This window comes from Nitrosomonas ureae, assembly GCF_900108305.1.
Classification (GTDB): domain Bacteria; phylum Pseudomonadota; class Gammaproteobacteria; order Burkholderiales; family Nitrosomonadaceae; genus Nitrosomonas; species Nitrosomonas ureae_B.
In genome coordinates this window covers 14,545-39,465 of sequence record NZ_FNUX01000005.1, presented here as the reverse complement: position 1 = coordinate 39,465, position 24,921 = coordinate 14,545, and the positions used below count along the sequence as shown (strand labels likewise).

23 protein-coding genes, 1 tRNA gene and 1 pseudogene are annotated in these 24,921 nt (G+C 47.6%); 14 read left to right on the top strand and 11 right to left on the bottom strand.

Features of this window, described 5'->3' with window-relative positions:
* Positions 1-309: 309 nt before the first annotated feature.
* The 5 genes from asd to C4S39_RS04425 form a co-directional block, all read right to left on the bottom strand.
* Positions 310-1,422, bottom strand: a complete 1,113-nt coding sequence (gene asd / locus C4S39_RS04445; RefSeq protein ID WP_103965843.1) for an aspartate-semialdehyde dehydrogenase — start codon at positions 1,420-1,422, stop codon at positions 310-312.
* Positions 1,423-1,574: 152 nt separating this feature from the next.
* On the bottom strand, positions 1,575-2,636 hold the full coding sequence (gene leuB, locus C4S39_RS04440; protein ID WP_103965842.1) for a 3-isopropylmalate dehydrogenase: 1,062 nt from the start codon (positions 2,634-2,636) through the stop codon (positions 1,575-1,577).
* A 24-nt stretch (positions 2,637-2,660) separates the two neighbouring features.
* Positions 2,661-3,299, bottom strand: a complete 639-nt coding sequence (gene leuD, locus C4S39_RS04435; RefSeq protein WP_103965841.1) for a 3-isopropylmalate dehydratase small subunit — start codon at positions 3,297-3,299, stop codon at positions 2,661-2,663.
* A gap of 67 nt (positions 3,300-3,366) precedes the next feature.
* The gene (leuC, locus tag C4S39_RS04430) at positions 3,367-4,779 is read right to left on the bottom strand and encodes a 3-isopropylmalate dehydratase large subunit (protein ID WP_103965840.1); all 1,413 of its coding nucleotides are present in this window, start codon (positions 4,777-4,779) and stop codon (positions 3,367-3,369) included.
* Between the two features lie 80 nt (positions 4,780-4,859).
* Positions 4,860-6,005, bottom strand: coding sequence for an MFS transporter (locus C4S39_RS04425; protein WP_103965839.1), 1,146 nt, complete (start codon positions 6,003-6,005; stop codon positions 4,860-4,862).
* A gap of 138 nt (positions 6,006-6,143) precedes the next feature.
* On the opposite strand from C4S39_RS04425, the gene C4S39_RS15720 reads away from it, so the two are divergent.
* The 6 genes from C4S39_RS15720 to C4S39_RS04400 all read left to right on the top strand — a co-directional run bounded on the left by C4S39_RS15720 (position 6,144) and on the right by C4S39_RS04400 (position 12,345).
* On the top strand, positions 6,144-6,269 hold the full coding sequence (locus C4S39_RS15720; protein ID WP_258039281.1) for a hypothetical protein: 126 nt from the start codon (positions 6,144-6,146) through the stop codon (positions 6,267-6,269).
* Positions 6,270-6,491: 222 nt separating this feature from the next.
* On the top strand, positions 6,492-6,911 hold the full coding sequence (locus tag C4S39_RS04420) for a rubrerythrin family protein (protein ID WP_103965838.1): 420 nt from the start codon (positions 6,492-6,494) through the stop codon (positions 6,909-6,911).
* Between the two features lie 115 nt (positions 6,912-7,026).
* Positions 7,027-9,009, top strand: coding sequence for a DUF3501 family protein (locus tag C4S39_RS15970; protein WP_103965837.1), 1,983 nt, complete (start codon positions 7,027-7,029; stop codon positions 9,007-9,009).
* Positions 9,006-9,512, top strand: a complete 507-nt coding sequence (locus C4S39_RS04410) for a CNP1-like family protein (RefSeq protein ID WP_103965836.1) — start codon at positions 9,006-9,008, stop codon at positions 9,510-9,512. Before C4S39_RS15970 ends, C4S39_RS04410 begins: the two co-directional genes overlap by 4 nt.
* A 424-nt stretch (positions 9,513-9,936) precedes the next feature.
* Complete coding sequence (locus C4S39_RS15705) at positions 9,937-10,683, top strand: FxDxF family PEP-CTERM protein (RefSeq protein ID WP_258039280.1); 747 nt, start codon at positions 9,937-9,939, stop codon at positions 10,681-10,683.
* A gap of 285 nt (positions 10,684-10,968) precedes the next feature.
* Positions 10,969-12,345, top strand: a complete 1,377-nt coding sequence (locus tag C4S39_RS04400) for an ammonium transporter (protein WP_103965835.1) — start codon at positions 10,969-10,971, stop codon at positions 12,343-12,345.
* Positions 12,346-12,408: 63 nt separating this feature from the next.
* Here C4S39_RS04400 and C4S39_RS04395 read toward each other — a convergent pair whose 3' ends face one another.
* Entirely contained in the window at positions 12,409-12,765 is a 357-nt protein-coding gene (locus C4S39_RS04395; RefSeq protein WP_103965834.1) for a winged helix-turn-helix transcriptional regulator, read from the bottom strand.
* A gap of 137 nt (positions 12,766-12,902) precedes the next feature.
* Here C4S39_RS04395 and C4S39_RS04390 point away from each other — a divergent pair, with 137 nt between their 5' ends.
* The 3 genes from C4S39_RS04390 (at position 12,903) to C4S39_RS04380 (ending at position 15,836) form a co-directional block, all read left to right on the top strand.
* Positions 12,903-13,604, top strand: coding sequence for a glutathione S-transferase family protein (locus tag C4S39_RS04390; protein ID WP_103965833.1), 702 nt, complete (start codon positions 12,903-12,905; stop codon positions 13,602-13,604).
* Positions 13,605-13,966: 362 nt separating this feature from the next.
* Positions 13,967-14,590 (top strand): PEP-CTERM sorting domain-containing protein, encoded by a 624-nt coding sequence (locus C4S39_RS15700; RefSeq protein WP_258039279.1) that lies wholly within the window; start codon positions 13,967-13,969, stop codon positions 14,588-14,590.
* 394 nt (positions 14,591-14,984) lie between these two features.
* Positions 14,985-15,836: an endonuclease/exonuclease/phosphatase family protein gene (locus C4S39_RS04380; RefSeq protein WP_103965832.1), complete on the top strand. Its 852-nt coding sequence runs from the start codon at positions 14,985-14,987 to the stop codon at positions 15,834-15,836.
* 141 nt (positions 15,837-15,977) lie between these two features.
* Here the strand turns inward: C4S39_RS04380 and C4S39_RS04375 are convergent, their stop codons facing one another.
* On the bottom strand, positions 15,978-16,316 hold the full coding sequence (locus tag C4S39_RS04375; RefSeq protein WP_103965831.1) for a hypothetical protein: 339 nt from the start codon (positions 16,314-16,316) through the stop codon (positions 15,978-15,980).
* Positions 16,317-16,442: 126 nt separating this feature from the next.
* Positions 16,443-16,595 (bottom strand): annotated as a pseudogene (locus tag C4S39_RS15695) (IS1595 family transposase); the annotation flags it as partial.
* 110 nt (positions 16,596-16,705) lie between these two features.
* Here C4S39_RS15695 and hemF point away from each other — a divergent pair.
* Positions 16,706-17,602 carry an oxygen-dependent coproporphyrinogen oxidase gene (hemF, locus tag C4S39_RS04370; protein ID WP_103965830.1) on the top strand — a complete coding sequence of 299 codons (897 nt, stop codon included), beginning with the start codon at positions 16,706-16,708 and terminating at the stop codon, positions 17,600-17,602.
* Here the strand turns inward: hemF and C4S39_RS15115 are convergent, their stop codons facing one another.
* Both C4S39_RS15115 and C4S39_RS04365 read right to left on the bottom strand, forming a co-directional pair.
* Positions 17,603-17,875: a hypothetical protein gene (locus tag C4S39_RS15115; RefSeq protein ID WP_146059744.1), complete on the bottom strand. Its 273-nt coding sequence runs from the start codon at positions 17,873-17,875 to the stop codon at positions 17,603-17,605.
* Between the two features lie 50 nt (positions 17,876-17,925).
* On the bottom strand, positions 17,926-19,074 hold the full coding sequence (locus tag C4S39_RS04365) for an HD-GYP domain-containing protein (RefSeq protein ID WP_103965829.1): 1,149 nt from the start codon (positions 19,072-19,074) through the stop codon (positions 17,926-17,928).
* Between the two features lie 382 nt (positions 19,075-19,456).
* On the opposite strand from C4S39_RS04365, the gene C4S39_RS04360 reads away from it, so the two are divergent.
* Both C4S39_RS04360 and C4S39_RS04355 read left to right on the top strand, forming a co-directional pair.
* On the top strand, positions 19,457-20,323 hold the full coding sequence (locus tag C4S39_RS04360) for a PA4780 family RIO1-like protein kinase (protein WP_103965828.1): 867 nt from the start codon (positions 19,457-19,459) through the stop codon (positions 20,321-20,323).
* A gap of 81 nt (positions 20,324-20,404) precedes the next feature.
* Positions 20,405-20,481: transfer RNA gene (locus C4S39_RS04355), tRNA-Met, on the top strand.
* A gap of 383 nt (positions 20,482-20,864) precedes the next feature.
* Here C4S39_RS04355 and C4S39_RS15250 read toward each other — a convergent pair.
* Positions 20,865-21,005 (bottom strand): hypothetical protein, encoded by a 141-nt coding sequence (locus C4S39_RS15250; protein WP_181023750.1) that lies wholly within the window; start codon positions 21,003-21,005, stop codon positions 20,865-20,867.
* A gap of 236 nt (positions 21,006-21,241) precedes the next feature.
* On the opposite strand from C4S39_RS15250, the gene C4S39_RS04350 reads away from it, so the two are divergent.
* Entirely contained in the window at positions 21,242-23,467 is a 2,226-nt protein-coding gene (locus tag C4S39_RS04350) for a hypothetical protein (RefSeq protein WP_103965827.1), read from the top strand.
* Positions 23,464-24,918, top strand: a complete 1,455-nt coding sequence (locus C4S39_RS04345; RefSeq protein WP_103965826.1) for a hypothetical protein — start codon at positions 23,464-23,466, stop codon at positions 24,916-24,918. Before C4S39_RS04350 ends, C4S39_RS04345 begins: the two co-directional genes overlap by 4 nt.
* The last annotated feature ends 3 nt before the right edge of the window (positions 24,919-24,921 follow it).

Here is a 24,921-nt window from a genome sequence, read left to right as displayed (position 1 = left end):
TAATTACGCACAAGCTTACTTTAAAAGATGTTTTATACACCGAAGTACCCTCTCTAGTTTTTTGGAAATAAATATCGAAAGGCCAGTATTGCAGCATAATCACACTCGCTGCAATTATGCTCCAGATTACGGGAATTCATTTCAAGCAATCCCATAATCAGTTATGACACCTTACAATACGTGCAAGGTACGAAATATATGTTCTTCAATGTCCTGGTTTTATTTACCACTATTCGTTAAGTAACGAAGGATTAAACTCGGAACGACAAAATCATTCGGCTATTTTTTAAGGATATCGATAAAAGATATTTAGTGTGCAATCAGTATGCGCAGCATTCTGCGTAATGGCTCTGCAGCACCCCAAAGTAATTGATCACCCACGGTGAAAACAGATAAGTATTCACCGCCCATTGTCAGTTTGCGCAATCGTCCTACCGGTATTGATAGCGTACCCGTTACTGCGGTTGGCGTTAGCTGTGAGGTTGTCGCCTCTCTCTCGTTGGGAACAACTTCTACCCAATCATTTGAATTTGCAATAATTTCTTCTATTTCATTTAAAGGTACATCTTGTTTTAGCTTGATAGTTAACGCTTGGCTATGGCATCTCATTGCACCAACACGCACACAAATGCCATCAACCGGAATTTGCCGCTCGCTCGTTCCAAGAATTTTATTGGTTTCGGCTTGCCCCTTCCATTCTTCCCGGCTTTGTCCATTAGCAACTTCCTTATCAATCCAGGGGATCAAACTGCCCGCCAGCGGAACACCAAAATTTTCAGTGGGAAATTTTTTATCACGTAATGTGCCGGCAACTTCGCGATCAATATCCAAAATACTGGAAGCAGGATTATCTAACAAGTCCTTTGCCACTCGATGTGCTTCACCCATTTGCTGCAGCAGTTCGCGCATATTCTTGGCCCCGGCACCTGATGCAGCCTGATAAGTCATGGCGCTCATCCAGTCCACCATGCCTTTCTCAAAAAGACCACCGACCGCCATTAGCATCAAGCTAACGGTACAATTACCGCCAATATAATTTTTTACCCCATCATGGAGCGCCTGCTCGATCACAGGCTTATTGACCGGATCCAATATGATCACGGCATCTTTTTCCATGCGCAATGCTGAAGCCGCATCAATCCAGTATCCTTGCCAACCTGATTGTCGCAACTGCTTAAAAACCCGCTGCGTATAATCCCCGCCTTGACAGGAAATGATAATATCCATCGCACTCAGTTGATTAATGTCAAAAGCATCTTTTAACGGCGGTGTTTCTTTGCCAATTTCAGGGCTTACACCCCCTTTCTGTGAGGTTGTAAAAAAAACGGGATCGATCAGAGAAAAATCTTCTTCTTCCCGCATTCTCTGCATTAACACAGATCCGACCATTCCACGCCAACCCACAAAACCAACTTGCTTCATTACTTATCTCTTTTTCTAAAATTGACAATCCGTTAATCAAATAAAAAAAACCGTATAAATATTAACTTACTTTATAAAAGGATACAAAATGATTAGTGTATTAATTACACCTTTATTTCTTAAATAATGCATTAACTTGTCATTAAATATAATTACAGCATTGCCAAAACCACGTCCCCCATGGCTTTTGTACCCACAGATTTCATACCGGCTTCATCAATATCTTTTGTCCTGTAGCCCGCCGCCAAAACTTTCTTAACCGCATTTTCTATGCGCTTCGCCATCTCTTCCTGATTGAATGTGTAGCGCAGCATCATCGCTACTGATAATATTGTTGCAAGCGGATTAGCGATATCCTTTCCGGCGATATCGGGCGCTGAACCATGAATGGGTTCATATAACCCTTTGTTATTTTCATCCAAGGAAGCAGAAGGTAACATACCAATGGATCCTGTTAACATGGAAGCTTCGTCAGACAATATATCGCCAAACATATTCCCCGTGACCATGACGTCAAATTGTTTGGGATTGCGAACCAGTTGCATGGCAGCATTATCAACCAGCATATGCGACAAAGTCACTTGCGGATATTCCTTAGCAATTTCGGCAACAACATCACGCCATAATTGCGTACATTCCAATACATTCATTTTATCTACCGAACACAATTTACCCTGACGTTTAACAGCGGTTTGAAATGCAACGTGTGCAATACGCCGTATTTCGCTTTCGCTGTAAATCATCGTATTAAACCCGACACGTTCACCATCGCGGATTTCAATCCCGCGCGGTTCACCAAAATATATATCGCCGGTCAATTCACGCACGATCATGATATCGAGACCCGCAACCACGTCATATTTCAAGCTGGAAGCATTGGCGAGTTCAGGGTAAAGCATCGCAGGGCGCAGATTAGCAAATAAATTAAGCTTTTTGCGAATCGCAAGCAAACCACGCTCAGGACGCTGCTGGCGCGGCAAATTATCATATTGCGGCCCCCCCACAGCACCCAGAAGAACTGCATCCGCCTGACTGGTTAAGCGATGGGTTGCGTCAGGATACGGTTCCCCGGTGGCGTCAACCGCACAGCCCCCGATCAATCCATACTCCAGCTCAATGCCCAAACCATCAGTTTTTAGTACATTTAATACACGAACGGCCTGAGCAACAATCTCCGGCCCGATACCATCGCCCGCTAACACAGCAATTTTCATTTCATTCCACTTTCAAACGGTCACTCACATAAACAGCCAAGGCTGTTCATTGCGTCGTTTCTGCTCAAATTGACCAATTTTTTCAGCGTGCTGCAGAGTCAGGCCAATATCATCCAAACCATTTAGCAGGCACTGTTTACGAAAAATATCAATTTCGAATGTAAACTCTTCTCTTTTGGGTGTAATCACGACTTGATTCTGGAGATCTACCGTCAACCGATATCCCTCTGTTGATTTTACTTCTTCAAATAAGTTGTCCAATACCACCGTGTCAAGAACAACCGGCAACAAACCAATCTTATAACAATTATTGAAGAAGATATCAGCAAAACCAGGCGCAATAATGACGCGAAAGCCATAATCCTGGAGCGCCCAGGGAGCATGTTCACGGCTTGATCCGCAACCAAAATTTGCACGCGCCAGCAATATCTGCACACCCTGGTAACGGGGTTGATTTAATACGAACGCCGGATTCGGCTTACGTTGCGATGAATCCATGCCTGGTTCACCATGATCCAGATAACGCCACTCATCAAATAAATTTTGACCAAAGCCCGAGCGTTTGATTGATTTAAGAAACTGCTTCGGAATGATGGCATCCGTATCAACATTAGCGCGATCCATTGGTGCCACCAGCGCAGTAATTGTTTGAAATTTTTCCATTAATTTATATCTTGGCTACCGGAGTATAGTTGTGATTTGCGAACAGCAGCAAAACTATTGCGCATCGTCAGTTATTAAGTTTACGTACATCGACAAAATGTCCTGCAATCGCAGCAGCAGCAGCCATCGCAGGGCTAACCAAATGCGTTCTTCCGCCAGGCCCCTGACGGCCTTCGAAATTTCGATTTGAAGTTGAAGCACAGCGCTCACCAGCGGTCAATCGATCGTCATTCATTGCCAAACACATGGAACAACCAGGCTCACGCCACTCAAACCCAGCCGAGAGAAAAATTTGATCCAATCCTTCCTGCTCAGCCTGTTTCTTGACCAGACCTGACCCCGGAACCACCAGCGCCAGCTTTATATTAGCCGCGATATGTTTTCCTTTGACAATCTGCGCCGCCGCGCGCAAATCTTCAATGCGTGAATTGGTGCAGGAGCCGATAAAAATCTTATCCAGGTTAATCTGCCGGATCGGCGTATTGGCACTGAGCCCCATGTAATTCAGCGCTTGTTGCATATCGTGACGTTTCACTTCATCAGAAACATGCGCGGGATCAGGCACGACTCCATCGATTGTTGTCACCATTTCCGGAGAAGTGCCCCAAGTCACCTGCGGCTCGATCTGTGCAGCGTCCAGTGCCACTGTGCGATCAAACACTGCATCGGCGTCGCTATGCAGTGTGCGCCAAAATGCAACAGCGCTATCCCATAGCTCGTTCCTGGGAGCAAACGGCCGTCCTTTGATGTAATCGATGGTCGTGTCATCTACAGCCACCATACCCGCCCGCGCGCCTGCTTCAATCGCCATATTGCACAGCGTCATTCGCCCTTCCATTGATAACGCGCGGATAGCGCTGCCTGTGAATTCGATGGCGTAACCTGTTCCACCCGCGGTGCCAATTTTACCAATAATCGCCAAAGCAATATCTTTAGCAGTAACCCCCAGTCCCAATTTACCTTCCACCGAAATACGCATGGCCTTGGATTTTTTCATCAACAAACATTGTGTTGCCAGCACATGCTCGACCTCTGATGTGCCAATACCAAATGCCAGGCATCCAAATGCGCCATGCGTACTGGTATGCGAGTCACCACAAACCACTGTCATACCCGGTAACGTCGCGCCTTGCTCAGGACCAATGACATGTACGATACCCTGACGCAGATCATTCATTTTGAATTCGGTAATTCCCAGTTCATCGCAATTTTGATCCAGTGTATCGACCTGTAAACGGGAAATAGGATCATGAATACCTTGGCTGCGGTCAGTGGTCGGAACATTGTGATCTGCAACGGCGAGTATGGAGTTAAGGCGCCAAGGCTTTCGCCCAGCCAGCTTGAGACTTTCAAACGCTTGCGGGCTGGTCACTTCATGCACTAAATGACGGTCAATATAGATTAATGCCATGCTACCCGGATCATCCGATTCGGTATGCACTATATGTTGATTCCACAGCTTGTCGTATAAAGTTTGCATCGGTAAAAATAAAATCGATCTTAATGTGCAATTATCCCATAAAGTTTACTGATTCAACAAACTAACCGCACTATCGCGCGTTAGTGATTGAATGACTTCATTTTCCATGCGATTAAAATCATTCCCGCCAGCGCTGCGGCGGCGCTCATAAAAAAGGTGTTGTCCGCGCCCAGCCAATCCCAGGTATAACCGCTGAACACCGCCCCCAAAGCTCCACCCATCCCATAGGCGATACTGGTATAAATCGCCTGACCTTTGGCTTGATGACGCCCCTGAAAGAATTGATGAATCACCATCATGGCTGCGACATGATGCGTCCCATAAGTCGCTGCATGTAAGATCTGCGCCATGACAATAATCAGCGGCCACTCGACGTATTGGCCTATCAATACAAAACGAAGTATGGCACAGGCAAAACTGAAAAGCAGAATATGCTTTAGCAGGAATCGTTGCATTAGCCATGGCATGACAAAAAAAATTCCAATTTCACAAATTACGCCAATTGCCCATAACCATCCGACAAACCCTTTATCATAGCCATGCTCAACCAGATAAATGGAGAAAAACGTGTAATAGGCACCATGCGCGAACAACATCAATAAACTGGACAATAAAAATGCCATCACCTCCGGGCGCAAGCATATCTGCCGTATCGAAAGCAATCCTGTGGCATAGTGCATAATCTCTTTTTCAGGAATATGATAAGAAAAAATCACAATACCCAGTTTAAGTCCTAAAAGAATCCAAAGCAGCCAGATAATCTCTACTGCTTCCAGTAAATAGCCCATTCCGATCACCGCCACAACGAACCCAACCGACCCCCAGGATCGGATCCGTCCATACTTGTCGGTATAATCTCCCAGATGCGACAAGGTAATAGCCTCCATCAATGGCAGTGAAGCGCTCCAAAAGAAACTCATCAACAACATGACGATGAAAATCCAGATAAACCCTGTGCCTGCAAAAAAACCGCAGAAACTCACAAAGCCGCTTATTGCCGCGATCTGCACCACCCAGACTCGCTTGCCGGTATGATCCGCCAACCATCCCCAGGCAGCTGGAGAAAAAATACGCGTAACCAACAGCAAGGACATCAGAATACCGATTTGCAATGCGCTAAACGACAATGACTGGAGATACAAACTCCAATACGGTGCAAAAGCTCCAATAAAAGCAAAATAGAAAAAATAAAAACCGGAGAGGCGCCAGTAGGGAAGTGAGGGCATACGCTAGATTAATTGATACAGTGATTAAACAAAAAACTGTCGATAAAAATGAAATACGGAACTCACTGAATCAAAAGATAACAGCAAATAATCTGCTGCAATCAAATTCGATTGATTCTACAGCAATGCAAGTCCGCGATGAATAGTAGCGAAATTCTTACGCTGCTTTTACTCGGCAAAGTGACTTATCCACAACGTAAATCCGGATTACGAATCGATCGGATAATTTATCCGTTCCAGACTGATCTGCAAGCAGATAGTTGACAATCCACAAGCCCTTCGATAGTCTCCCTGAACAGATCGGATTTTGTATTTTATGCGTACTCACCATGTCCTGAATAGATTAAGAGAATGTTGACAAGGTGCTGCAACTATTACCCCATACCTTCATCTATCAGCTAATCTTGATTTTTTTTGTGCAATACATAAATACATTTCTTCATCGATATCAAATATAACTACATATTAATCAAAAAGGAGAAAATGATGGAACTTAAAGGATCTAAAACTGAAGGTAATCTGAAAGCCGCTTTTGCCGGGGAATCTCAAGCCAATCGCCGCTACTTGTATTTCGCAGCTAAAGCGGATGTGGAAGGGCAAAACGACGTGGCTTCCGTATTTCGTTCTACTGCAGAAGGCGAAACAGGTCATGCCCACGGCCATCTGGAATACCTGGAGAATTGTGGCGATCCGGCCACCGGCATGCCCTTTGGCGCTTCCCGCGACAATCTGAAAACTGCCATCGCGGGTGAAACACATGAATACACCGACATGTATCCCGGTATGGCAAAAACAGCTCGCGACGAAGGATTCGATGAAATCGCCGACTGGTTTGAAACCCTAGCCAAGGCCGAACGCTCTCACGCCAATCGCTTCCAGCGCGCGTTGGACGGTTTGGCGGATTAATTCGCACGATTATATGGTTGCGTGTAGTTAGAAGCCCGTGGGTTTGTCCAGATTGGTTTTTTTGGTTAAACCCCGGCATTGCCTTATTCAAAATTTTTGATATGCCAAACTTATTATGACCACCCGCGAAGGCAGTCTCGAAGCACCCAAGCGCCATCCCATTGATTGGAAAAACCCTGATTTTTATAGCGAAGCCAGCTTGAACCAGGAACTGGAGCGGGTTTTCGATATTTGCCACGGATGCCGTCGTTGCGTCAATTTATGCACGGCCTTTCCACGTCTGTTTGATCTGATTGATGAAAGCACTACAGGTGAATTGGATGGCGTCGACCAAAACCAGTTCTGGGAAGTAGTTGACCGCTGTTATCTCTGCGATATGTGCTTTATGACCAAATGCCCCTATGTGCCGCCGCATGAATGGAATATCGATTTCCCGCATTTGATGCTGCGCGCGAAGTCGGTCAAATATAAGCGCCAAGGTGCAGGGTTTCGTGACAAATTGCTGTCAAGCACGGACCTGATGGGCACCTTAGCCACTATTCCTGTAGTAGTCCAAACCGTTAATGCAGTGAACAAAGCACCCGCCGCACGGAAGCTGATGGATAGCGTGTTGGGAATTCATGCCGACAGAAAATTACCGGAGTATGCAACCCGGAAATTTCGTCCAAATGCGGAACCCAATCCCAGCTTCCCTGTTATTGATGGTACGCGCACGCCCGGAAAAGTTGCCATTTATGCGACTTGCTACGTCAACTATAACGAACCCGGTATTGGGCATGATTTATTAAAAATACTGGCACATAACGAGATTCCCACCTGTCTGGTTGAAAAAGAGGCGTGTTGTGGTATGCCTAAACTGGAACTGGGTGATTTGGACACAGTGGAAAAACTTAAAAATAAAAATATTCCACCTTTGCTGAAATTAGCCCGGGAAGGATATGCCATTCTCTCCGCGGTACCCTCTTGCACCTTGATGTACAAACAGGAATTGCCCCTCTTATTTCCTGAGGATGAAGCAGTTCAGACCGTCGCCGCTGCGATGTTTGACCCATTTGAATACCTGGTATTAAGAAATCAGGATAAATTGCTCAAAACGGATTTCAAGAAACCCCTCGGCACTGTGGCTTATCATATTCCTTGCCATCAACGGGTACAAAACATTGGAAAAAAGACACGCGATATACTGCAGCTTATTCCGGAAACAACCATCAACACTGTCGAACGCTGCTCAGGGCATGATGGAACCTGGGGTGTGAAAAGCGAGCACTTTGCGGATTCCATGAAAATAGGCCGCCCCGTTTTCAAACAAATGGCTGCTTCCGATCCGGATTACATCAGTTCGGATTGCGCCATTGCTGCGCGGCATATCGAGCAAGGTATCGGTGCAAGCAAGGCACAAAAGCTCCACCCGCTTACTTTATTACGCATGGCTTACGATTCTGACTCCACACACCCATCGGTTGATAACCCTACGCCGGTTACCCAATCCACTCCTAATGAAAAATACATGACTAAAATTACCCGCGATGATCTGCTGACACTGGAAGCATATGCCAAAATCCGCAAGGATTTTCGAACTCAGGTGATGGCGCATAAAAAAATGCGCAAAATTCCGCTGGGAGAAAATATCACGCTTATTTTCGAAGATGCTTTAACCATTCGCTATCAGATCCAGGAAATGCTGTATGTCGAACGCATTTTTCAAGACGATGAAATCATGCACGAACTTGAAACATACGCGCCATTGATTCCAGATGGGCATAACTGGAAAGCCACGATGTTGATTGAATATCCGGATCCCGCAGTACGTGCCGCTAAATTAGCCGGTTTGATCGGTGTAGAAGATAAGGTGTGGGTCAAAATTGCTGAACATGCATCGGTATATGCCATCGCTGACGAAGATCTTGAACGGGAAAACAGCGAAAAAACCTCAGCGGTCCATTTTCTTCGCTTTGAGCTCACTCCCGAAATGATTCAATCGCTTCATCGCGGCGCGGCTTTGAGTATGGGCGTTGATCATTCCGCTTATCAGGCATCGATCAATACGGTCGACGGCAATATCCGCGCCTCATTGTTGAAAGATTTATCCGCTGCATGAAACGAATTTGTGTTTTACTTTGCCTCTTGCTGCTGGCCTGTGCCAAGCCACCTTTCAAGGATCAATTTGAAAGTGACAAACCGTGGGTCGAGCAATTGGCGCAACTCCCAACCTACCCTGATGCCGCAAACCTGATGGAATTCGATGCGGGTGTTGCCTCCAGTAATCAGTATTTGGTTGATCCGACTTCCATTAATATCGGTGAAGATGGCGTGATCCGCTTTACTTTAGTCGTCAAATCATCCACAGGCGCTCTCAATGTCAGCTACGAGGGCATCCGCTGCGCTACCAGCGAACGAAAACTGTATGCGCTCGGGAGAGATGATAAAACCTGGATACAACCCCGTGCATCGGAATGGCAACAGATTGAATTGGTGCAGCAATTTAACGCACAACGCGAACTGGCTAAAAATATCTTTTGTCCGCATCGGCAAATCGTAACCAGCACGGAAGATGCTATTCAAGCTTTAAAAGCCGGTATACATCGTACTATTTACCGCTAGTAAGCAGCTATACAATTTTACGGCTATGCTCGGCTCGAATTAAGACCTCTAGCAGTCCCTCTCGTTTGCACACAAAACAGAAAAAACATCAAATATAGAATCACGAATATAGATTACGAAACAAAAATATATGTGATTCATCAACAAAATTCTCAATTCGTGATCTATCACGCCCGCACGATCCTGGAATAGCAAGTCTCAACCAAAAGCTAACAAACCATTACTCGACACTTTCGGGTTTTACCAACCCGGCGATTAATCGTTCATCCCATTGCCAATTCATCTTATGTTGATTTACATCAAATTGGCTTGCGGTGACCATACGATAATGAAGTGCTGCAATACTGGGCGAATTCGAGAATACAAGGCAGTCTGACTGCTTTGCTCATTTCGTTTATGGAGCTTATTTTTAGGAGAAGAAATAATGAAGGCTTTTAAAGTTAATTTAATCAGCACTCTATTGAGTGGATTGATTTTTGTGAGTGTTAATCCGGTTCATGCAGTTACGCTATTCAGCGATGATTTTAGCGGCACGAGCCTGGGATCTGCATGGGAAATCCAAAGAGGCCATGCCACCATGGATGATGGATGGGTCAGAACGCAGGGTTCTACGCCCGGGAGCCGTGATGCTTTTATTATGACGCACGAAGGAGATTCCACCTGGTCAGATTATGAATTTACGACCCGTTTCAATCCACTGGGTGGGGGCGATGATTGGTACAACAGTCAAATAGCATTTCGTGTGCAAGACATGCATGGATTTGCGGAAGGAACGCACTATCGACTATGGATTAATACACCTTCCTGGCCTGATGAGGAGGGCCGCAATACCGTTAGTCTAATCAAAACAACTCCTGATAATAGTTATGACATTTTGGATTCTTACCGCGTGGCTCCGGGAGTTTTGAATGACAGCGACAATACTGTTCAGGTTCGAGCAGTAGGTGGAGACTTCGATGTCACAATCAATGGAATGTCAGGCGGGTATTTCCGTGATGACAACCCTATTCTAACTGGCGGAATAGCGCTGGGTTCAGTGTGGGAATCAACGACACGCTATGATTACGTCAACGTTACTGCTGTCCCGGAACCCGAAACCTATGCCATGTTATTAGCGGGTTTAGGGGTGATCGGATTCATGGCACATCGCAGAAAAGAAGCTGCAATTTGATTTAGACTTGGATTTAATCCTGAACGGGGGCTTAGGTTCCCGTTTTTATTCAGTGCTGTGAATTAACAATAACCCAGGGTTCTATAACGCGTTAGCCTGCACAATAACGATTGCGAGATCCCCTGCAGTCTATCCACTTCATAATTATTTCTCTAATCCCTATTGTCTTTAAGGTAATTAAAGCTCACACTCTCGGTGGGGTTTTGTAGCTTCAACATCCTATACCCCTTCCTCTGGATCTCGTCGAGGATTAACCCGAGAAATCACTAAAATAAGGAAAATCACATGAGTAAAAGCTTTAATCCGATACTATCAGGAGCAATCGGTCTGCTTCTCCTGAGTTTCAGCGGCTTAGTCAGTGCAGAAACGTCCGTTTTAAGTGAAGCGCGTGTGGTCGCGCAGTATAATTACATCATTCATATCTTGGCCATGCTGTTGATTGGTTTCGGTTTTCTAATGGTATTCGTGCGCCGTTATGGCTTTGGTGCGGTAACCGGCACCTATCTGGTTGTTGCGGTAGGACTTCCACTCTACATTCTGTTGCGCGCAAACGGTATTTTCGGACACCAGCTATCGCCGCATACGCTTGATTCGCTGTTATTCGCGGAATTGTCCGTTGCTACAACCCTGATCGCGATGGGTGCGGTATTGGGCCGTTTACGCGTATTTCAATATGCCCTGCTGGCACTGTTAGTTGTTCCGCTTTATCTGCTGAACGAATGGATCGTGCTCGATGATGCCATCGGCTATACCACGGGATTTAAAGACACCGCCGGTTCGATGGTCATTCATGCTTTCGGAGCCTATTTTGGATTAAGCGCGTCCATTGTTCTAACCACCGAGTATCAACGCAGCAAACTGATCGAGTCCGATCATACTTCGGACCGATTCGCCATGCTGGGTTCCATGGTGCTGTGGTTGTTCTGGCCAAGCTTTGCCACTGCGCTGGTGCCATTAGAGAACATGCCGCAAACCGTGGTCAACACCCTGTTGGCATTGTGCGGCGCGACCATCGCCACTTATTTCCTGAGTTCCAAACTGCATCACGGTAAAACCTCCATGGTGGATATGGCTAATGCCGCGTTGGCCGGCGGCGTGGCTATCGGTTCCGTATGCGATGTCGTGTCGCCTACCGGCGCTTTCGGCATCGGTCTGCTCGCCGGAATACTTTCTGTTTTGGGCTTTGTGTTTTTGCAGCCGTTACTGGAATCAAAATTTAAAATCGTGGATACCTGCGGTGTGCATAATTTGCACGGAATGCCCGGGTTATTAGGTGGCCTGAGTGCGTTCCTGGTAGTTCCCGGTATTGCAATCGGACAGTTTAATGGCATCATGATAACGCTTATCATCGCGATTGTTGGCGGCTTGATCGCAGGTGCCATCATCAAGGCAACCGGCACCACACGTGAGCCTTATGAAGATAGCGTAGAGTTTACGCACCTTGCAGGACCGGAAACAGAAAAACTTCCGGAGCGGCTGCAAACGCGTGTCGAAGCTCTGGAAATTCAAACTTCTACGGCTAATAAACCGCACGCTCCGATGGAATCTCCTGAGACCAAAGCATTAATTGCAAGATTGGAATTGCGGGTTATGACGTTAGAGAGCAACATTGCCGCGACGCAAAATCGTGAGACCGGAGAGAAACCGGAATCCATTGCATAATTTCTTTTACTGAGCGCTCCGGAATTTATTACGGGGCGCTCGCCAAGATGGAAAACTACTATTTCACCCATACGGTTTAAAAACTTCTGTGCCTGGATAGTATGTTTTTCCCCATTCCACTAGCGCTTGTAATACCTGTCTTAGATCCTTCCCCTTTTTTGTCAGCACATATTCGTATCGTACCGGGTTTTTCTGATACGTCTGCAGCGTTAAAAAACCGGCAGCTTCCAGTTTCTTAAGCCGATTCGCCAATATATTGGTAGCAATTTGCTCTGGCGATTCCAGGAATTCTTGGTAGCGTTTCTTACCCAACAACAAATCCCGAATAAGCAACAGAGTCCATTTGTCCCCTAAATGATCCAAGGCACAAGCTATCGGACAACAAGATCGTTCGTGGTTTTGTTCGTCATGATCAACCATCAGCCATTAACCTCTATGATATAAAAAAGTAAATCACACAATACCCTTACAGTCACTTGCCATTAACAAGCTTATGCGATAAAGTCACTTGCATTATACAAGTAAATACTCGATCAATCACATTTAAGGCTGTAGACATGCTAAAGCTTTATCAATTTGAACGTACCTGGAGCATCCCGAATTTAAGCCCTTTCTGCTGCAAAATAGAAACTTACTTGCGAATGGCAGGAATTGATTATGAAATTGTGCCTGTATTGCCACTAGGAGCCCCCAAAGGAAAACTGCCTTACATTGAGGACAGCGGCAGAACCATTGGAGATTCGCGTTTCATCATCACTTATTTAAAATCTTCTTATAAGGATCTGGATAAGGCATTGAACAATGTCGAACTGGCAATATCGGTTGCTATGCAGCGCTTACTCGAAGAGCATCTGTTCTGGGCCGCACTTTATTCACGCTGGCAATACACGGACGAAAACTGGCAAATCAACAAGCAGGCGATTTTCGGGGGATTACCGCCCGTTATCAAGGATATTGTCGCTCATCGCACACGCCGGAAAATCCAGCGACAAATTTACGGTCATGGTACCGGCAGACACCAGCCGAACGAAATATTCGCGCTAGGCAAGCAAGATATCGATGCGTTATCTGCAACACTAGATGACAAAAAATATTTCCTGGGCGATCAACCCACAACACTCGATGCATCCGCATTCGGACTCCTCATCAATATCATCGGTTGCCCCATCGAATCGCCGCTGAAAGAATACGGGTTAGAAAAAAAGAATTTGAGCAATTACGTCGATCGGATCAAGCACGAGTTTTATCCCAACTTATAAAGCACTTACTCTGAATTCGCAGTGGTAACAGGCCAGAATATAATTTAAGCTCAGCCGCATTCCGATTGATCCGTATCCGTTGCTGCAAAACCCTGCAAATTTACTCATTTATCCTTAATCAATCGATTTCTCAGTCATTCTTTCCAAACTAGCAAGTAATTAGTTTCTTCACGCCGGTCAATAATCACAACAGCTAAAAAAACTCATACTATTTAGCCTCTTATTGATTTACATCAAACCGAGACACATAAGAAATAATATATTGACCATAGAGGATAATTCAATTCTAATAATTAACTTAGATTAATTCAGAACGGGGACTTAGGTTCCTAAAATGGCGACAAACACAAGGAGAAGTTACGATGAATAAGATCATAATAAATAGATTTGCGTTAGGGCTTATGGTTTCTGGTGTTGTTGGCATGGCACAAGCCTCGCCAGTTCAATGGAAAACAAATGGACATTACTACGATGCAATACCTTTCCCTGAGGGAATAACGTGGGTCGAGGCAAAAATTATGGCAGAGAACTCTGTATATCTAGGAGTAAATGGTCATTTAGCAACCATTACATCGGCCGCAGAGAACTCCTTCATTATTAACGCTCTAGGAGGGCCATCTGAACTCGATACTTTCTTTCTTGGTGGATTTCAACCAGTAGGTAGCCCTGAACCGGGAGGTAATTGGCAATGGGTAACAGGAGAACCTTGGTCATACACAAATTGGGCATCAGTAGAACCTAATGATACATACGGTGGAGATGGAATAATACCGCAACCTGATATGGTTGGGGCAAATGAGGAGGTGCTTCAATTCTGGTCAGGCATAGGCAGATGGAACGATGTGGAGGAATTGTCGTATTGGGGAGGATTAATAGTTGAATACCCAACAGCACCGATACCCGAACCACAAACCTACGCAATGCTTTTGGCTGGTCTAGGGTTGCTGGGATTCATGGCACGTCGCAGAAAAGAATCAGCAATTTAAATCAGATTCAGATTTTAACTAAAACGGGGGCCTATGCTCTCGTTTTTATTTGCTAATTGAAATCATCTGTTTAAATTGCTTTAATAGCGTACACATCGGTTGCCCATCGAATCGCCGCTTAAAGAATACGGGTTAGAAAAAAAATTTGATCGATTACGCCGATCGGATCAAACACGAGTTTTATCCCAACTTATAAAGCACTCACTCTGAACTCGCAGTGGTAACAGGTCAGGATTAAATTGAAGCTCAGCCGCATTCCGATTGATCCGTATCCGCTGCTGCAAAGACTGCAAATCGCAGCTCAATCCGATTAAGATATCAATAGTATCATTGGCATATTTCCACCAGGACGGGCACAGTTATCGATCCGACAATGTGTACAAGGAGAAAAATCATGAAACTGTTGAGCTGGAACATCCAATGGGGACGTGGCATGGATGGACGAGTCGATCTTGCACGCATCATCCGGACGATCCGCCAGATAGGCGAATTCGATGTCATCTGCTTGCAGGAAGTCGCGGTCAATTTCCCCGGCCTGCCGGGCAGCCGGGGCGAGAATCAGGTTGCCGAACTTTCAGCACAATTGCCCGGCTACACTGCAATCTATGGTGCAGCCACCGATGTGCCGGACAGTTTTGGTGGACGCAGCCAGTTTGGCAACGCCATATTCACCCGCTTGCCCGTCGGGCAGATCTGGCGACATCTGTTGCCGTGGCAGGCGGAATTAACCACACCCAGCATGCAGCGTGTACTGGTGGAAGCGGTCGTAACAACAACGGAATTCGGTCTGTTGCGCGTGATGACGACACATCTCGAGTACTACTCGCATCATCAACGCCAAGTCCAGATAGATGCTATCCGCCACTTGCATCGTGAGGCGCATACCCTATCGCAACGAAAATTTCTGACCGAAGAGCGAGGCGGGACTTTCGAAGTCTTTCCCCGGCCAAGAGAAGCGATATTGTGCGGCGATCTCAACTTCCCGGCCACAGCGCCCGAACTCGCACAGATTCTCGCACCGTTCAATGATGACACCCCAAACTTTCACGATGCCTGGTCGGTATTGAATCCTGGCATACCCCATGCATCCACCGTTGGCATACACCCGGTAGATTTCGTCGACCGGGCGGAATGCTATGACTTTGTGTTGATTACCGATGGATTAGTAAAGTACCTGAGAATACATGGCATTGATGCTGAAACGGCAGCTTCGGATCATCAGCCGGTATGGGTGGAGCTTTGGTAACGTAATTCTTGCCTATTACGATTAAATAGCTCACAAATGCGCCGTAACGGGTTATAGCTGCATCAGGCTAATGGGAAATTGCCTACAGACTTGGGATTAAACTGATTTTTGTGTAAAACTTCCTCCCATCGTCAAATGAAGCTATGGATAAACCTGATTGGCCCCGGAAGGGCTGCCGGGATTGAATGCTGATGGATTGGGTGAATGTATGCTCGTAGGACGATCGACATTAAAACCGGACGGTTGAGAAGGATTAACACCGGGAGGATTAAAAGGACGCCCGGGAGCAGGCAATCCTGTTGAATCATTGGGGTCGCTACCCGAAGGATTATTTCCAATTCGGGAATCAATGGATCTCTGCACTGATTCATTCTCCAAAATGACACTGGATCTATCACTTTGAGCCAGGGCCAAGCCACTGGCTAACAGGCATATTCCGCTGATCATACACGTCCGTATAAAATTATTCTTTCGAAACATAGTAATTCTCCTTCATGACAAATAATGGTGATGTAATTACTCACATAATAGATAGTATGTACATTATCACGCTTTGAGCTAAACAACCACCAGCCAAAACCGGTGGTTTTAACCTTATGATGGACAATAAATTACTTGCGTGAGAATGCCATGCCGACAGTTAATCGTGTTACGATTTTTTACCTGACAATAGGGTTGTGTGCTGGCAGGGACATCAATACAGAAACATTGAATTATTTTTTTGATGTAATAATCACTTAGTTTACCGCTTCTTAACATTTTTCCAGACCAACAGATTGTGTCTGTTAGTCTAGTGGCTTTCAAAATAAAATAATGTCCGGCACATATGAATTTTGTGCCAGAACAACACAATAAAATCAGGAGATTGAATGAACACACCACGAATCAAAGAATTTCTTATTAATTTGCAACACAGTGTCGTCAGCGGGCTGGAACAGGTAGACGGTAAAATGTTCAAACAGGATCAGTGGGATCGTCCGGAAGGCGGTGGCGGTATGAGCAGTGTCATTGAAGAAGGAAATGTATTGGAACGTGGTGGCGTCAATTTTTCCCATGTCTATGGCGCCGGATTACCTGCATCAGCTACCGCCGCCCGTCCCGAATTAGCAGGCCGTTCGTTTGAAGCAATGGGCGTGTCGCTGGTGTTGCACCCGCGCAATCCTTATGCGCCAACCGTGCATATGAATGTACGCTACTTCGAAGCACGCAAGGAAGGCGCAGAGCCCGTTTGGTGGTTTGGCGGCGGTATGGATTTGACACCTTATTATGGGTATGAAGAAGATGCGATTCATTTTCATCAAACTTGCAAGCATGCATTGCAACCCTTTGGCGATGATTACTATCCACGTTTTAAGAAATGGTGCGATGAGTACTTTTACTTGAAACATCGCAAGGAACCACGCGGTATCGGCGGTATATTCTTCGACGATTTGAATCAACCTGACTTTGATTCCTGTTTTAAACTCATGCGCAATGTCAGTGAAAACTTCCTCAACGCCTATCGCCCGATACTGGAAAAGCGTAAAGATACGCCCTACGGCGAAAACGAACGGGATTTTCAGGCTTATCGCCGCGGGCGTTATGTGGAGTTTAATCTGGTGTGGGATCGTGGAACTTTATTTGGTTTGCAAACGGGTGGTCGTACTGAATCCATTCTGATGTCTTTGCCACCGATTGTGAAATGGCGCTATGACTGGCGGCCGATGGCAGGCAGCGCTGAGGAGAAATTATATACGGACTTTCTGATCGGCAAGGATTGGGTGTAATCAATCCATGCACGCAATACCACTGAATAACCAGATTCTGTCCGGTATTATAAGCCGGCGCATTGCCGGGTTTCTGGCTTGCAGTGCTGGAGCAGCAATCGGTGCGCCGGGTATTCCAAGTGCGGGCATGGTAACGAGATGGTGGTAATACCGCAATTTGCTGGGTTGCCGGTTGAAGCGATCGCGATATTGTTTGCCTGACCATATACTCGATACGCTGCGTGCTGCGTCTATGTTAAGGGAGATATGGCGGGAAGTCCGATGATGCGACATTGAATCAATAAAGATAAGCTTGTGCGACTGGTTTTAAGTTCCGCTGCTTGCTAAAGCAGATCATTATCACGGAAACGTTGCTGTATTTCCAGAACCTTGTCAGCATTACTGATCAATGCTTCAACGCAATCTCGATCCAGTTTGGAATTGGACATTTGCCGCAGTACCGTAAAAGCTTCTTCATTACTCCATGGTGCTTTATACGAGCGGCGCGAAGTCAATGCATCAAATACATCCGCAACGGCACTGATGCGCGCCTCTATCGGAATTTCCTCACCTTTTAAACTATTGGGATAGCCACTGCCATCCACCGCCTCATGATGATATTCAGCGATGTTCCGCAGGATGTCGGTATGACCGAATGCACTCAGACCAAAATCATTCAGCACGGAATCGATGATTTCGCGTCCTTTTACCGGATGCGTTTTCATGATATCAAATTCTGCTGCGTCTAATTTTCCGGGTTTGCGCAGGATATTATCGGGAATTCCAATCTTGCCCACATCGTGCATAGGCGAAAACAGAAATATATGTTCGATCTGCTCATCCGTAATGCCATAACGGGATGCGATTTCACGCGCAATCAAACGTGCATAGTGGGCCGTTCGGTCGATATGCGAGCCGGTTTCAAGATCACGATAATGCGTCATACTCCGAGCCGCGCGTACTGCGGCCAGCAAAGTGCGGATCGCAGTCAATTCACTGATGACCATCAATGCGATTAAATGACCGTAAATATCGATCTGACGCAGCGCTTGAGAGGTAAATGGATGTTTCTGCAGCGAATTAAAAAAAAGAAACCCTATAAAAACGCTACTTTGATAAAGCGGCATGGTATAGCTGGATTTATATCCCGTAGCGGCTACTCGCTTGGTATGCTCATGGGTGCCGTGAGAAAAAATATTGAGATCCTGTACCAGCCGCGGGCGGCGATGCTCAATAATAGTCAATAATGACGGCGCTGCGCTCAGCGGTGCCTCGTAGGTAGTCACCGGGCTTTCGTTGCCTTCGGTGCTATGCGTATAGGTCTTGAGCATCTCGGTTTTTTTATCATACAAAGCAATGGCCAGCCGATCAATAAAGGGAAAATCCTGGCGCATGGTTTGATGCAGGAAGCGTAACTTTTCTGTTAGCGGTAAATTTTCATGTAAGTTGGCCAGGATATCTTGATGTGTAAACAGATCTTCTTCCGATTGCATAACATTCCTTCCATCAGATGATGCGTAATAAAACCCAGTCTATTGCGCCGGACTTAATAATGATTGTAATGATTTTGAGACAAGCCAATAAGTTTGCATTTTAGACGATTTGTCATGGCTATGTAGCCTGGATCAAACATCTGGATTGCATAACCCGCAAAAAAGCCTCTGTTTCGATTGTGCAACCATGATGTGACAAATTGCCGCGCGGCAATTTGTCACATTCCCAAAAGCGATCAATCTTTCTACAATTCTTGGAGCGTGGTTATTTCGGATGGCATAGCTAACGAATATCACGAAAGATTTGCAAGCATTTTTTACATTACAATTACAGGAGGATGAGAAGCGTATAGGAATATTTTATACGCTTGCATAATGCCCTATGAAAATACCTGCAAGACTCGAGCCATTAATTGAAGAAGGTCTGATTGACAATGTAATCTGCCAGCTTATGAGCGGAAAAGAAGCCATGATTTATATGGTAAGCAGTGGAGGCGATATCCGTTGCGCAAAAGTTTACAAAGATAGTAATAAGCGTAATTTTCATCAGCGCTCCAGTTACATAGAGGGACGTAAGGTTAAAAACAGCCGGTGCGCCCGCGCGATGGAGACAGGCAGTCACTACGGCCGGAGCATACGTGAAGAAGCATGGCAAAGCACCGAGGTTGACATGTTATGTCAACTTGGAATGATCGGAATTCGCGTGCCAGAATTCTATAATTTCTTTGCCGGCGTCCTGCTGATGGAGTTGATTACGGATTCTGAAGGAAATGCGGCGTCACGACTAAGTGAATTAATGCTGACGCCCAAGCAGGCACGTACCTATCACAAAATCCTGATTGATCAGATTGTGCAAATGCTATGTGCCGGAATTGTGCATGGAGATCTTTCACCTTATAACGTATTGATTGATAATCAAGGACCAGTGATTATTGATCTGCCACAGGCTGTGAGTGCTACCGGAAATCACCAGGCGCGTATCATGATAAAACGCGATATCGATAACTTAACAACTTATTTCAGTCGATTTGCACCGGAATTGGCGCACTCGGATTATGCAGCTGAAATATGGTCTTATTATCAGCGTGGTCAGCTGCCGCAAGCGCGTTTAACCGGAAATGTTAAACAGCAGGAAAAACCGGTAAATATTAGTAATGTTCTCCAGGTCATTGATTCAGTGCTCAGAAAAGAAATTGCCTGGCAGCGCCATAAACAAACGAAATGGAATAATCATTTCTCACAATGTTGAATATTGTGCGCCGATAAAAGCGTGAAATAAAGATGTTGATTGACTGGTATACGATTGCTCGTGTTATAATCCCGCTCCTGACGCGGGGTGGAGCAGTCTGGCAGCTCGTCGGGCTCATAACCCGAAGGTCGTAGGTTCAAATCCTGCCCCCGCAACCAATAAAATCAAGCACTTAGAGCGTAATTGCCTAAGTGCTTTTTTATTTTATTTGCTGCATGTAAGGCTAGTGTAAAAAAATAAAATCAACATTAAACAATAAGAAGACCGCATAAAAGCAGACCTCTGGTGAATTTCTTTATTGCTAAATCTGATTTCTGGAAAACTACTGAAATTTCGGTATGCCAGAAATAAAAAAACCAGCACTCAAAGAGCACTGGCAACGGAATTTATTCAACCATCCGCTATGCATTAATGCACTGGTTGATGCGGCTAAATCAAGCTAAAGGAATCTTGCTTTGTATCATACAGAGTTATTAAGTATTGATTAGTTCTCTGCTATTTTCCCGTTATCTACTTTGCTGATTAATACTCCAAGCAAATCTCATTCATGCTTTGAAACCGCCATTTTCCTCAGTCGTGGCCAACGATCATGAATCCAGTGGTACTCCGGTGGCGTTTCCTCAGTAACCACATAGACCCTTTGTTCACCATCACGCTCAGCCAATAACGCCTGGATAGCCATGCCTGGTGCCAGAGTGATCCAATGGGATTGTTTATCGTGATCCTGTCAATCAACATGCAAAAATTACCACCTATCAACATCCAAAAGTTTCCAGTTAAGAAGTGTCACAACTCGCCGATCGTTGGACTCCAGGCCGCTCTCGGACGAGAAAATCAGTTTCAACTATTAACGCAGACATAACCTTATTTTTCCTATACTCTATATCTAACGTCATTAAGACTAATAGGGGGAAATCCATGGCTAACGTTCACGTTCGCAACACCTCGTCCGTTCGCAGCACAGCTTCCGTCAGCAATACCTCGTCCGTCCAAGGCAAGGTTTTCGACTCCATCTCCAAGCAGGGGATAGGGGGATTGCTGGTCACCGTATACCATGTCACCAAGGCCGTAGAGGGGGTGCGCGCTTCTGCTGCCACCTCGCTCAATGGCTCCCTGCGCCTGGGCAGCGTGGTCACCGACTCCGGCGGCGGCTTTGCCCTCTCCTATGAGCGGGATGAAATTCCCATGCTGGCCGCCGGCAAAACCCGTCCTCGGCCCAACCTGCTCATCACCATCTCCGCCCCCGACGATGAGAAAGGCGATTCCGCGGACAAGGTGATCTTCACCAGCAACCCGCCCCGTCTGGATGCCGGCCGGGTGGAAACCTTCAACATCGGCATTTCCCAGGCCTCCTTGGACAAGCACAGCCTGGAAAGCGGCCTTTCCGCTAAGGAATCCATCAAGGCTTATCAAAGGGAGAGAGCTCAGGAAAAGGAGCTTTCCGAAGGGATTGTCGCCTTCCACAAAAGCGAGGTGGAGAAGGACAAGAAGGAAAAGGAAAGCCTGCGCGCGGAGCTGCTGAAAACCCTGGCCACCGATCCGGCCAAGGTTTCGCTTGGAGGCGAGCTGGTCCTGGATAATGACAATATCAATGACAAGGTGGGCATAGTGGCCGACCGGGGCATTGCCAAGGCCAATGGCGGCATCAAGGGCGGCCAGGGCGTGCCCGTCAACCTGTACCTGACCCCCTCCGACCGGGAGATGCTGCAACCTTATTTCGACGATGCCGTGGACGGCGTGGCCACCATACCCGAAAGCGTGATCCGCTCCATTTTATTCCGCAGCCAGGGCGCGGACAATCCCGGCACCTTGCTCATCCATCAAAATCCCATCGCCAAGTATTGCTCAGAGCATACTTTCGAGGAAAAATGCGCCAAGGAACACACCGGCATCGAAGGGCATGGCAACGGGCATGACCCGGATGGCGGCTCGGAGGGGCCGGGCACGGACATCATGGCGCTGACCGATGAGGACATTTCCGGCTATTTGAGCAAGCTGCTGCAATCAGCGCCCATGCCCGACAACGTGCTCAGCCCGGAGTTCAACGGGCAAAGGCCCGACCGGGAAACCGTCGAGGCTTCCGTGGACAGCTTTTCCCTGCGCAAGGGCCCGGCCGATGTTCCGGCCCATTATGATTTCCATTCCCTGCAAATCGCCTTTGAGCATGTGTGGAAAATCCTGGTGGACGAGGACATCGTCAATGTGGGGCATACCTTGGAGAAGAAGTATGCGGCCAAAACCGGCCTCAAGCTATCGGAGGTGTTCCCGCGCAATTGGACGGATATATTGGCTGGGGCCAATGTGTATACCACCATCCCGCAAGAGGTGCCGGCCGAGGTGGCGGCTCAATTCGACATCAATTTGCAGGAATGGACGGACCTGAGTGCCCCCCATCAGACCAAGCTCAAGGACATCGCCAAGCAACTGGTGGTGGGCTTCCAGGAGAAGATCACCGTCAGCCTGCCCCTGGTCGGGAACATCAAGATTCCGGCCTCGCGCCCAGGCTCCTTACACAATGAAAGGAAGCGGCAGGAATTGCGGGAGCAGGGGGAAAGGCTCATCGACGCGGTGCGCCATGACGACTATTATACGTTGCACAAGACCTTGCGCGATTTGCATGCCCGCGTCAATTCGGTCTATGAATTCACCGTATTCGCCGCGGACAAGAATTATCATAGCGTCAATTTCGGGCTGATGAACACCTATCGCCAGCAATGGGCGCCCATCAATTACCAGGCCGGCAAATTGGTCAAGACCATCCCGCTTTCGCCCAAGGAGGAGCGGAAATACTCGCTCAAGGTCACGCGCAATTTGAAGCAGGCACGCAAGGAGGCGGTCAAGAACAACCAGGCCCTGACCAATGAGCAAACTTCCACCTCGCGGGTGGAGGCCGAAATCATGGAGAAGGCCCAGAACCAGACCAATTTCGGGCTCAGCACGGACGGGTCCTACAATATCGGCATTTCCAAGGGCAAGTCCACCACCACCTTCGGGGTGGAGGCCTTGCAGGAAAGCTCCGGCAGCCGCAAGGACTTCCGCGAGGCCGTGATCAAGGCCGTGCGGAGTACAAGGAGGAGCGCAGCGTCGACATCGACACCGAGGAAACCTCCGGTTCGGAGTACACGGAATCCGGCTCCATCGTGAACCCCAATGACGAGCTGTCGGTAACCTATCTGTTCTACGAGCTGCAAAGGCGCTACCGGGTCTCGGAGCAATTGTACCGGGTCATGCCCGTGGTGTTGGTGGCGCAGGAAGTGCCGGCTCCGCATCAAATCACCGAGGCCTGGGTCATCGCCCATGACTGGATCCTGAACCGCACCTTGCTGGACGATTCCTTCCGCCCGGCCCTGGGTTATCTGGCTAACAAAAGCGTCGGGGACGATTTCGCCTTGCGCGAGCTGCGGAAGAACCTGCGCCAGCAGCGCAATCTGGTGGACACCTTGCGGCTGGAACTGGCCATCGCCAGCAATGAGGCGGAGAATCGTTACCGCGCCCTAGAAAACTCCATCGAGCGGCGCATCGGGGAGGAATCGGCGGAAACCACTGACGGGTGGTTTGCGGACGTGGGGGACTTTTTCGGGGGCGGGGGACAGGACCCGGAAGCCGCCAAGGCCCGCGAATTGGCTGCCAAGGATGCCCATCAGCATGCGGTGGAAAAGGCCGAAAAGGCGGCCGCGGCGCTGCGCCAGGAAATGAGCACCTTGCACGTGTATACCAACGAGTACAACAACACCTTGCGCACCCACCTGGACAATGAAACCAGGGTCAAACGGCTGTTGGCCCATATCCGCGCCAACATCTTCCATTACATGCAAGCCATCTGGAGCATGGAGCCGCCCGATCAGCGCTTCCTGCGCCTGCACAAAGTGCAGGTGCCGGTTTTGGAATTGGCCACCGTGCCCAATCCGGAAGGCGGCTCTCCCCTGGCGGACCGGCATTACGAGGTGCAAGTGGAGGCGGTGGAGGATATTTTTGCCGGCTTCCGCGAGCCCGGCACCAGCAAGCACAAGGCTTTCATGTCCGGCACCTTGAAGCCCATTACCGCCAACAAGCCCCTGGTGGAAGTGGCCGATTTGGACAGCCCCTTGGGCTACAAGGGCAATTACATGATTTTTCCGCTCAAGGAGCATAATGCCTTGACCGAGTTCATGGCCGCGCCCTACGTGGACTCCGCCTTCGGCGCCATGGACCCGGACGATTTGAGCAATGTGAACCTCAACGATTATGGCAAGTACGTATGCTGCCTGCATGACCGGCTGCCGGCGGAGGAGTTCGAAGCCTTGAAGCCCTTGCTCAAGAAATGGCTGGAGTTGCTGCTTTCCGATCCGCTCCGCCACGGCGATGAAATCACCGTGCCCACCGACTCCCTGTTCATTGAAATCCTGCCCGGGGCCCATCCCCTGCTGGAGAATTTCAAGCTGCGCCATCGCGAGCTGGACGTGTACCTGGCGGCCGAAAACCTGCGCAAGGGGCGGCTGGAAAACCTGCGACTGGCCAAGCGTCTGTTGCAAAACAAGCTCGGGGACCCGGACATCGAAAAGAAGATCGTGATTGGCGGCAACGGCCATGCCCACGTGGACGTGGACAATTCCTGAGGC

What these genes read in the sequence shown, in the direction of transcription:
- C4S39_RS15115 (WP_146059744.1), bottom strand. Translation starts at nt 17,875, where the DNA reads ATGTCGCATCATCGGACTTCCCGCCATATCTCCCTTAACATAGACGCA.
- C4S39_RS15705 (WP_258039280.1), top strand. Translation starts at nt 9,937, where the DNA reads ATGAAGGCTTTTAAAGTTAATTTAATCAGCACTCTATTGAGTGGATTG.
- leuD (WP_103965841.1), bottom strand. Translation starts at nt 3,299, where the DNA reads ATGGAAAAATTTCAAACAATTACTGCGCTGGTGGCACCAATGGATCGC.
- C4S39_RS04350 (WP_103965827.1), top strand. Translation starts at nt 21,242, where the DNA reads ATGGCTAACGTTCACGTTCGCAACACCTCGTCCGTTCGCAGCACAGCT.
- asd (WP_103965843.1), bottom strand. Translation starts at nt 1,422, where the DNA reads ATGAAGCAAGTTGGTTTTGTGGGTTGGCGTGGAATGGTCGGATCTGTG.
- C4S39_RS15720 (WP_258039281.1), top strand. Translation starts at nt 6,144, where the DNA reads ATGAATAGTAGCGAAATTCTTACGCTGCTTTTACTCGGCAAAGTGACT.
- leuC (WP_103965840.1), bottom strand. Translation starts at nt 4,779, where the DNA reads ATGCAAACTTTATACGACAAGCTGTGGAATCAACATATAGTGCATACC.
- C4S39_RS04375 (WP_103965831.1), bottom strand. Translation starts at nt 16,316, where the DNA reads ATGTTTCGAAAGAATAATTTTATACGGACGTGTATGATCAGCGGAATA.
- C4S39_RS04365 (WP_103965829.1), bottom strand. Translation starts at nt 19,074, where the DNA reads ATGCAATCGGAAGAAGATCTGTTTACACATCAAGATATCCTGGCCAAC.
- C4S39_RS04380 (WP_103965832.1), top strand. Translation starts at nt 14,985, where the DNA reads ATGAAACTGTTGAGCTGGAACATCCAATGGGGACGTGGCATGGATGGA.
- C4S39_RS15250 (WP_181023750.1), bottom strand. Translation starts at nt 21,005, where the DNA reads ATGGCTATCCAGGCGTTATTGGCTGAGCGTGATGGTGAACAAAGGGTC.
- C4S39_RS04420 (WP_103965838.1), top strand. Translation starts at nt 6,492, where the DNA reads ATGGAACTTAAAGGATCTAAAACTGAAGGTAATCTGAAAGCCGCTTTT.
- leuB (WP_103965842.1), bottom strand. Translation starts at nt 2,636, where the DNA reads ATGAAAATTGCTGTGTTAGCGGGCGATGGTATCGGGCCGGAGATTGTT.
- C4S39_RS04400 (WP_103965835.1), top strand. Translation starts at nt 10,969, where the DNA reads ATGAGTAAAAGCTTTAATCCGATACTATCAGGAGCAATCGGTCTGCTT.
- C4S39_RS15970 (WP_103965837.1), top strand. Translation starts at nt 7,027, where the DNA reads ATGACCACCCGCGAAGGCAGTCTCGAAGCACCCAAGCGCCATCCCATT.
- C4S39_RS04395 (WP_103965834.1), bottom strand. Translation starts at nt 12,765, where the DNA reads ATGGTTGATCATGACGAACAAAACCACGAACGATCTTGTTGTCCGATA.
- C4S39_RS04410 (WP_103965836.1), top strand. Translation starts at nt 9,006, where the DNA reads ATGAAACGAATTTGTGTTTTACTTTGCCTCTTGCTGCTGGCCTGTGCC.
- hemF (WP_103965830.1), top strand. Translation starts at nt 16,706, where the DNA reads ATGAACACACCACGAATCAAAGAATTTCTTATTAATTTGCAACACAGT.
- C4S39_RS04425 (WP_103965839.1), bottom strand. Translation starts at nt 6,005, where the DNA reads ATGCCCTCACTTCCCTACTGGCGCCTCTCCGGTTTTTATTTTTTCTAT.
- C4S39_RS04360 (WP_103965828.1), top strand. Translation starts at nt 19,457, where the DNA reads ATGAAAATACCTGCAAGACTCGAGCCATTAATTGAAGAAGGTCTGATT.
- C4S39_RS04390 (WP_103965833.1), top strand. Translation starts at nt 12,903, where the DNA reads ATGCTAAAGCTTTATCAATTTGAACGTACCTGGAGCATCCCGAATTTA.
- C4S39_RS15700 (WP_258039279.1), top strand. Translation starts at nt 13,967, where the DNA reads ATGAATAAGATCATAATAAATAGATTTGCGTTAGGGCTTATGGTTTCT.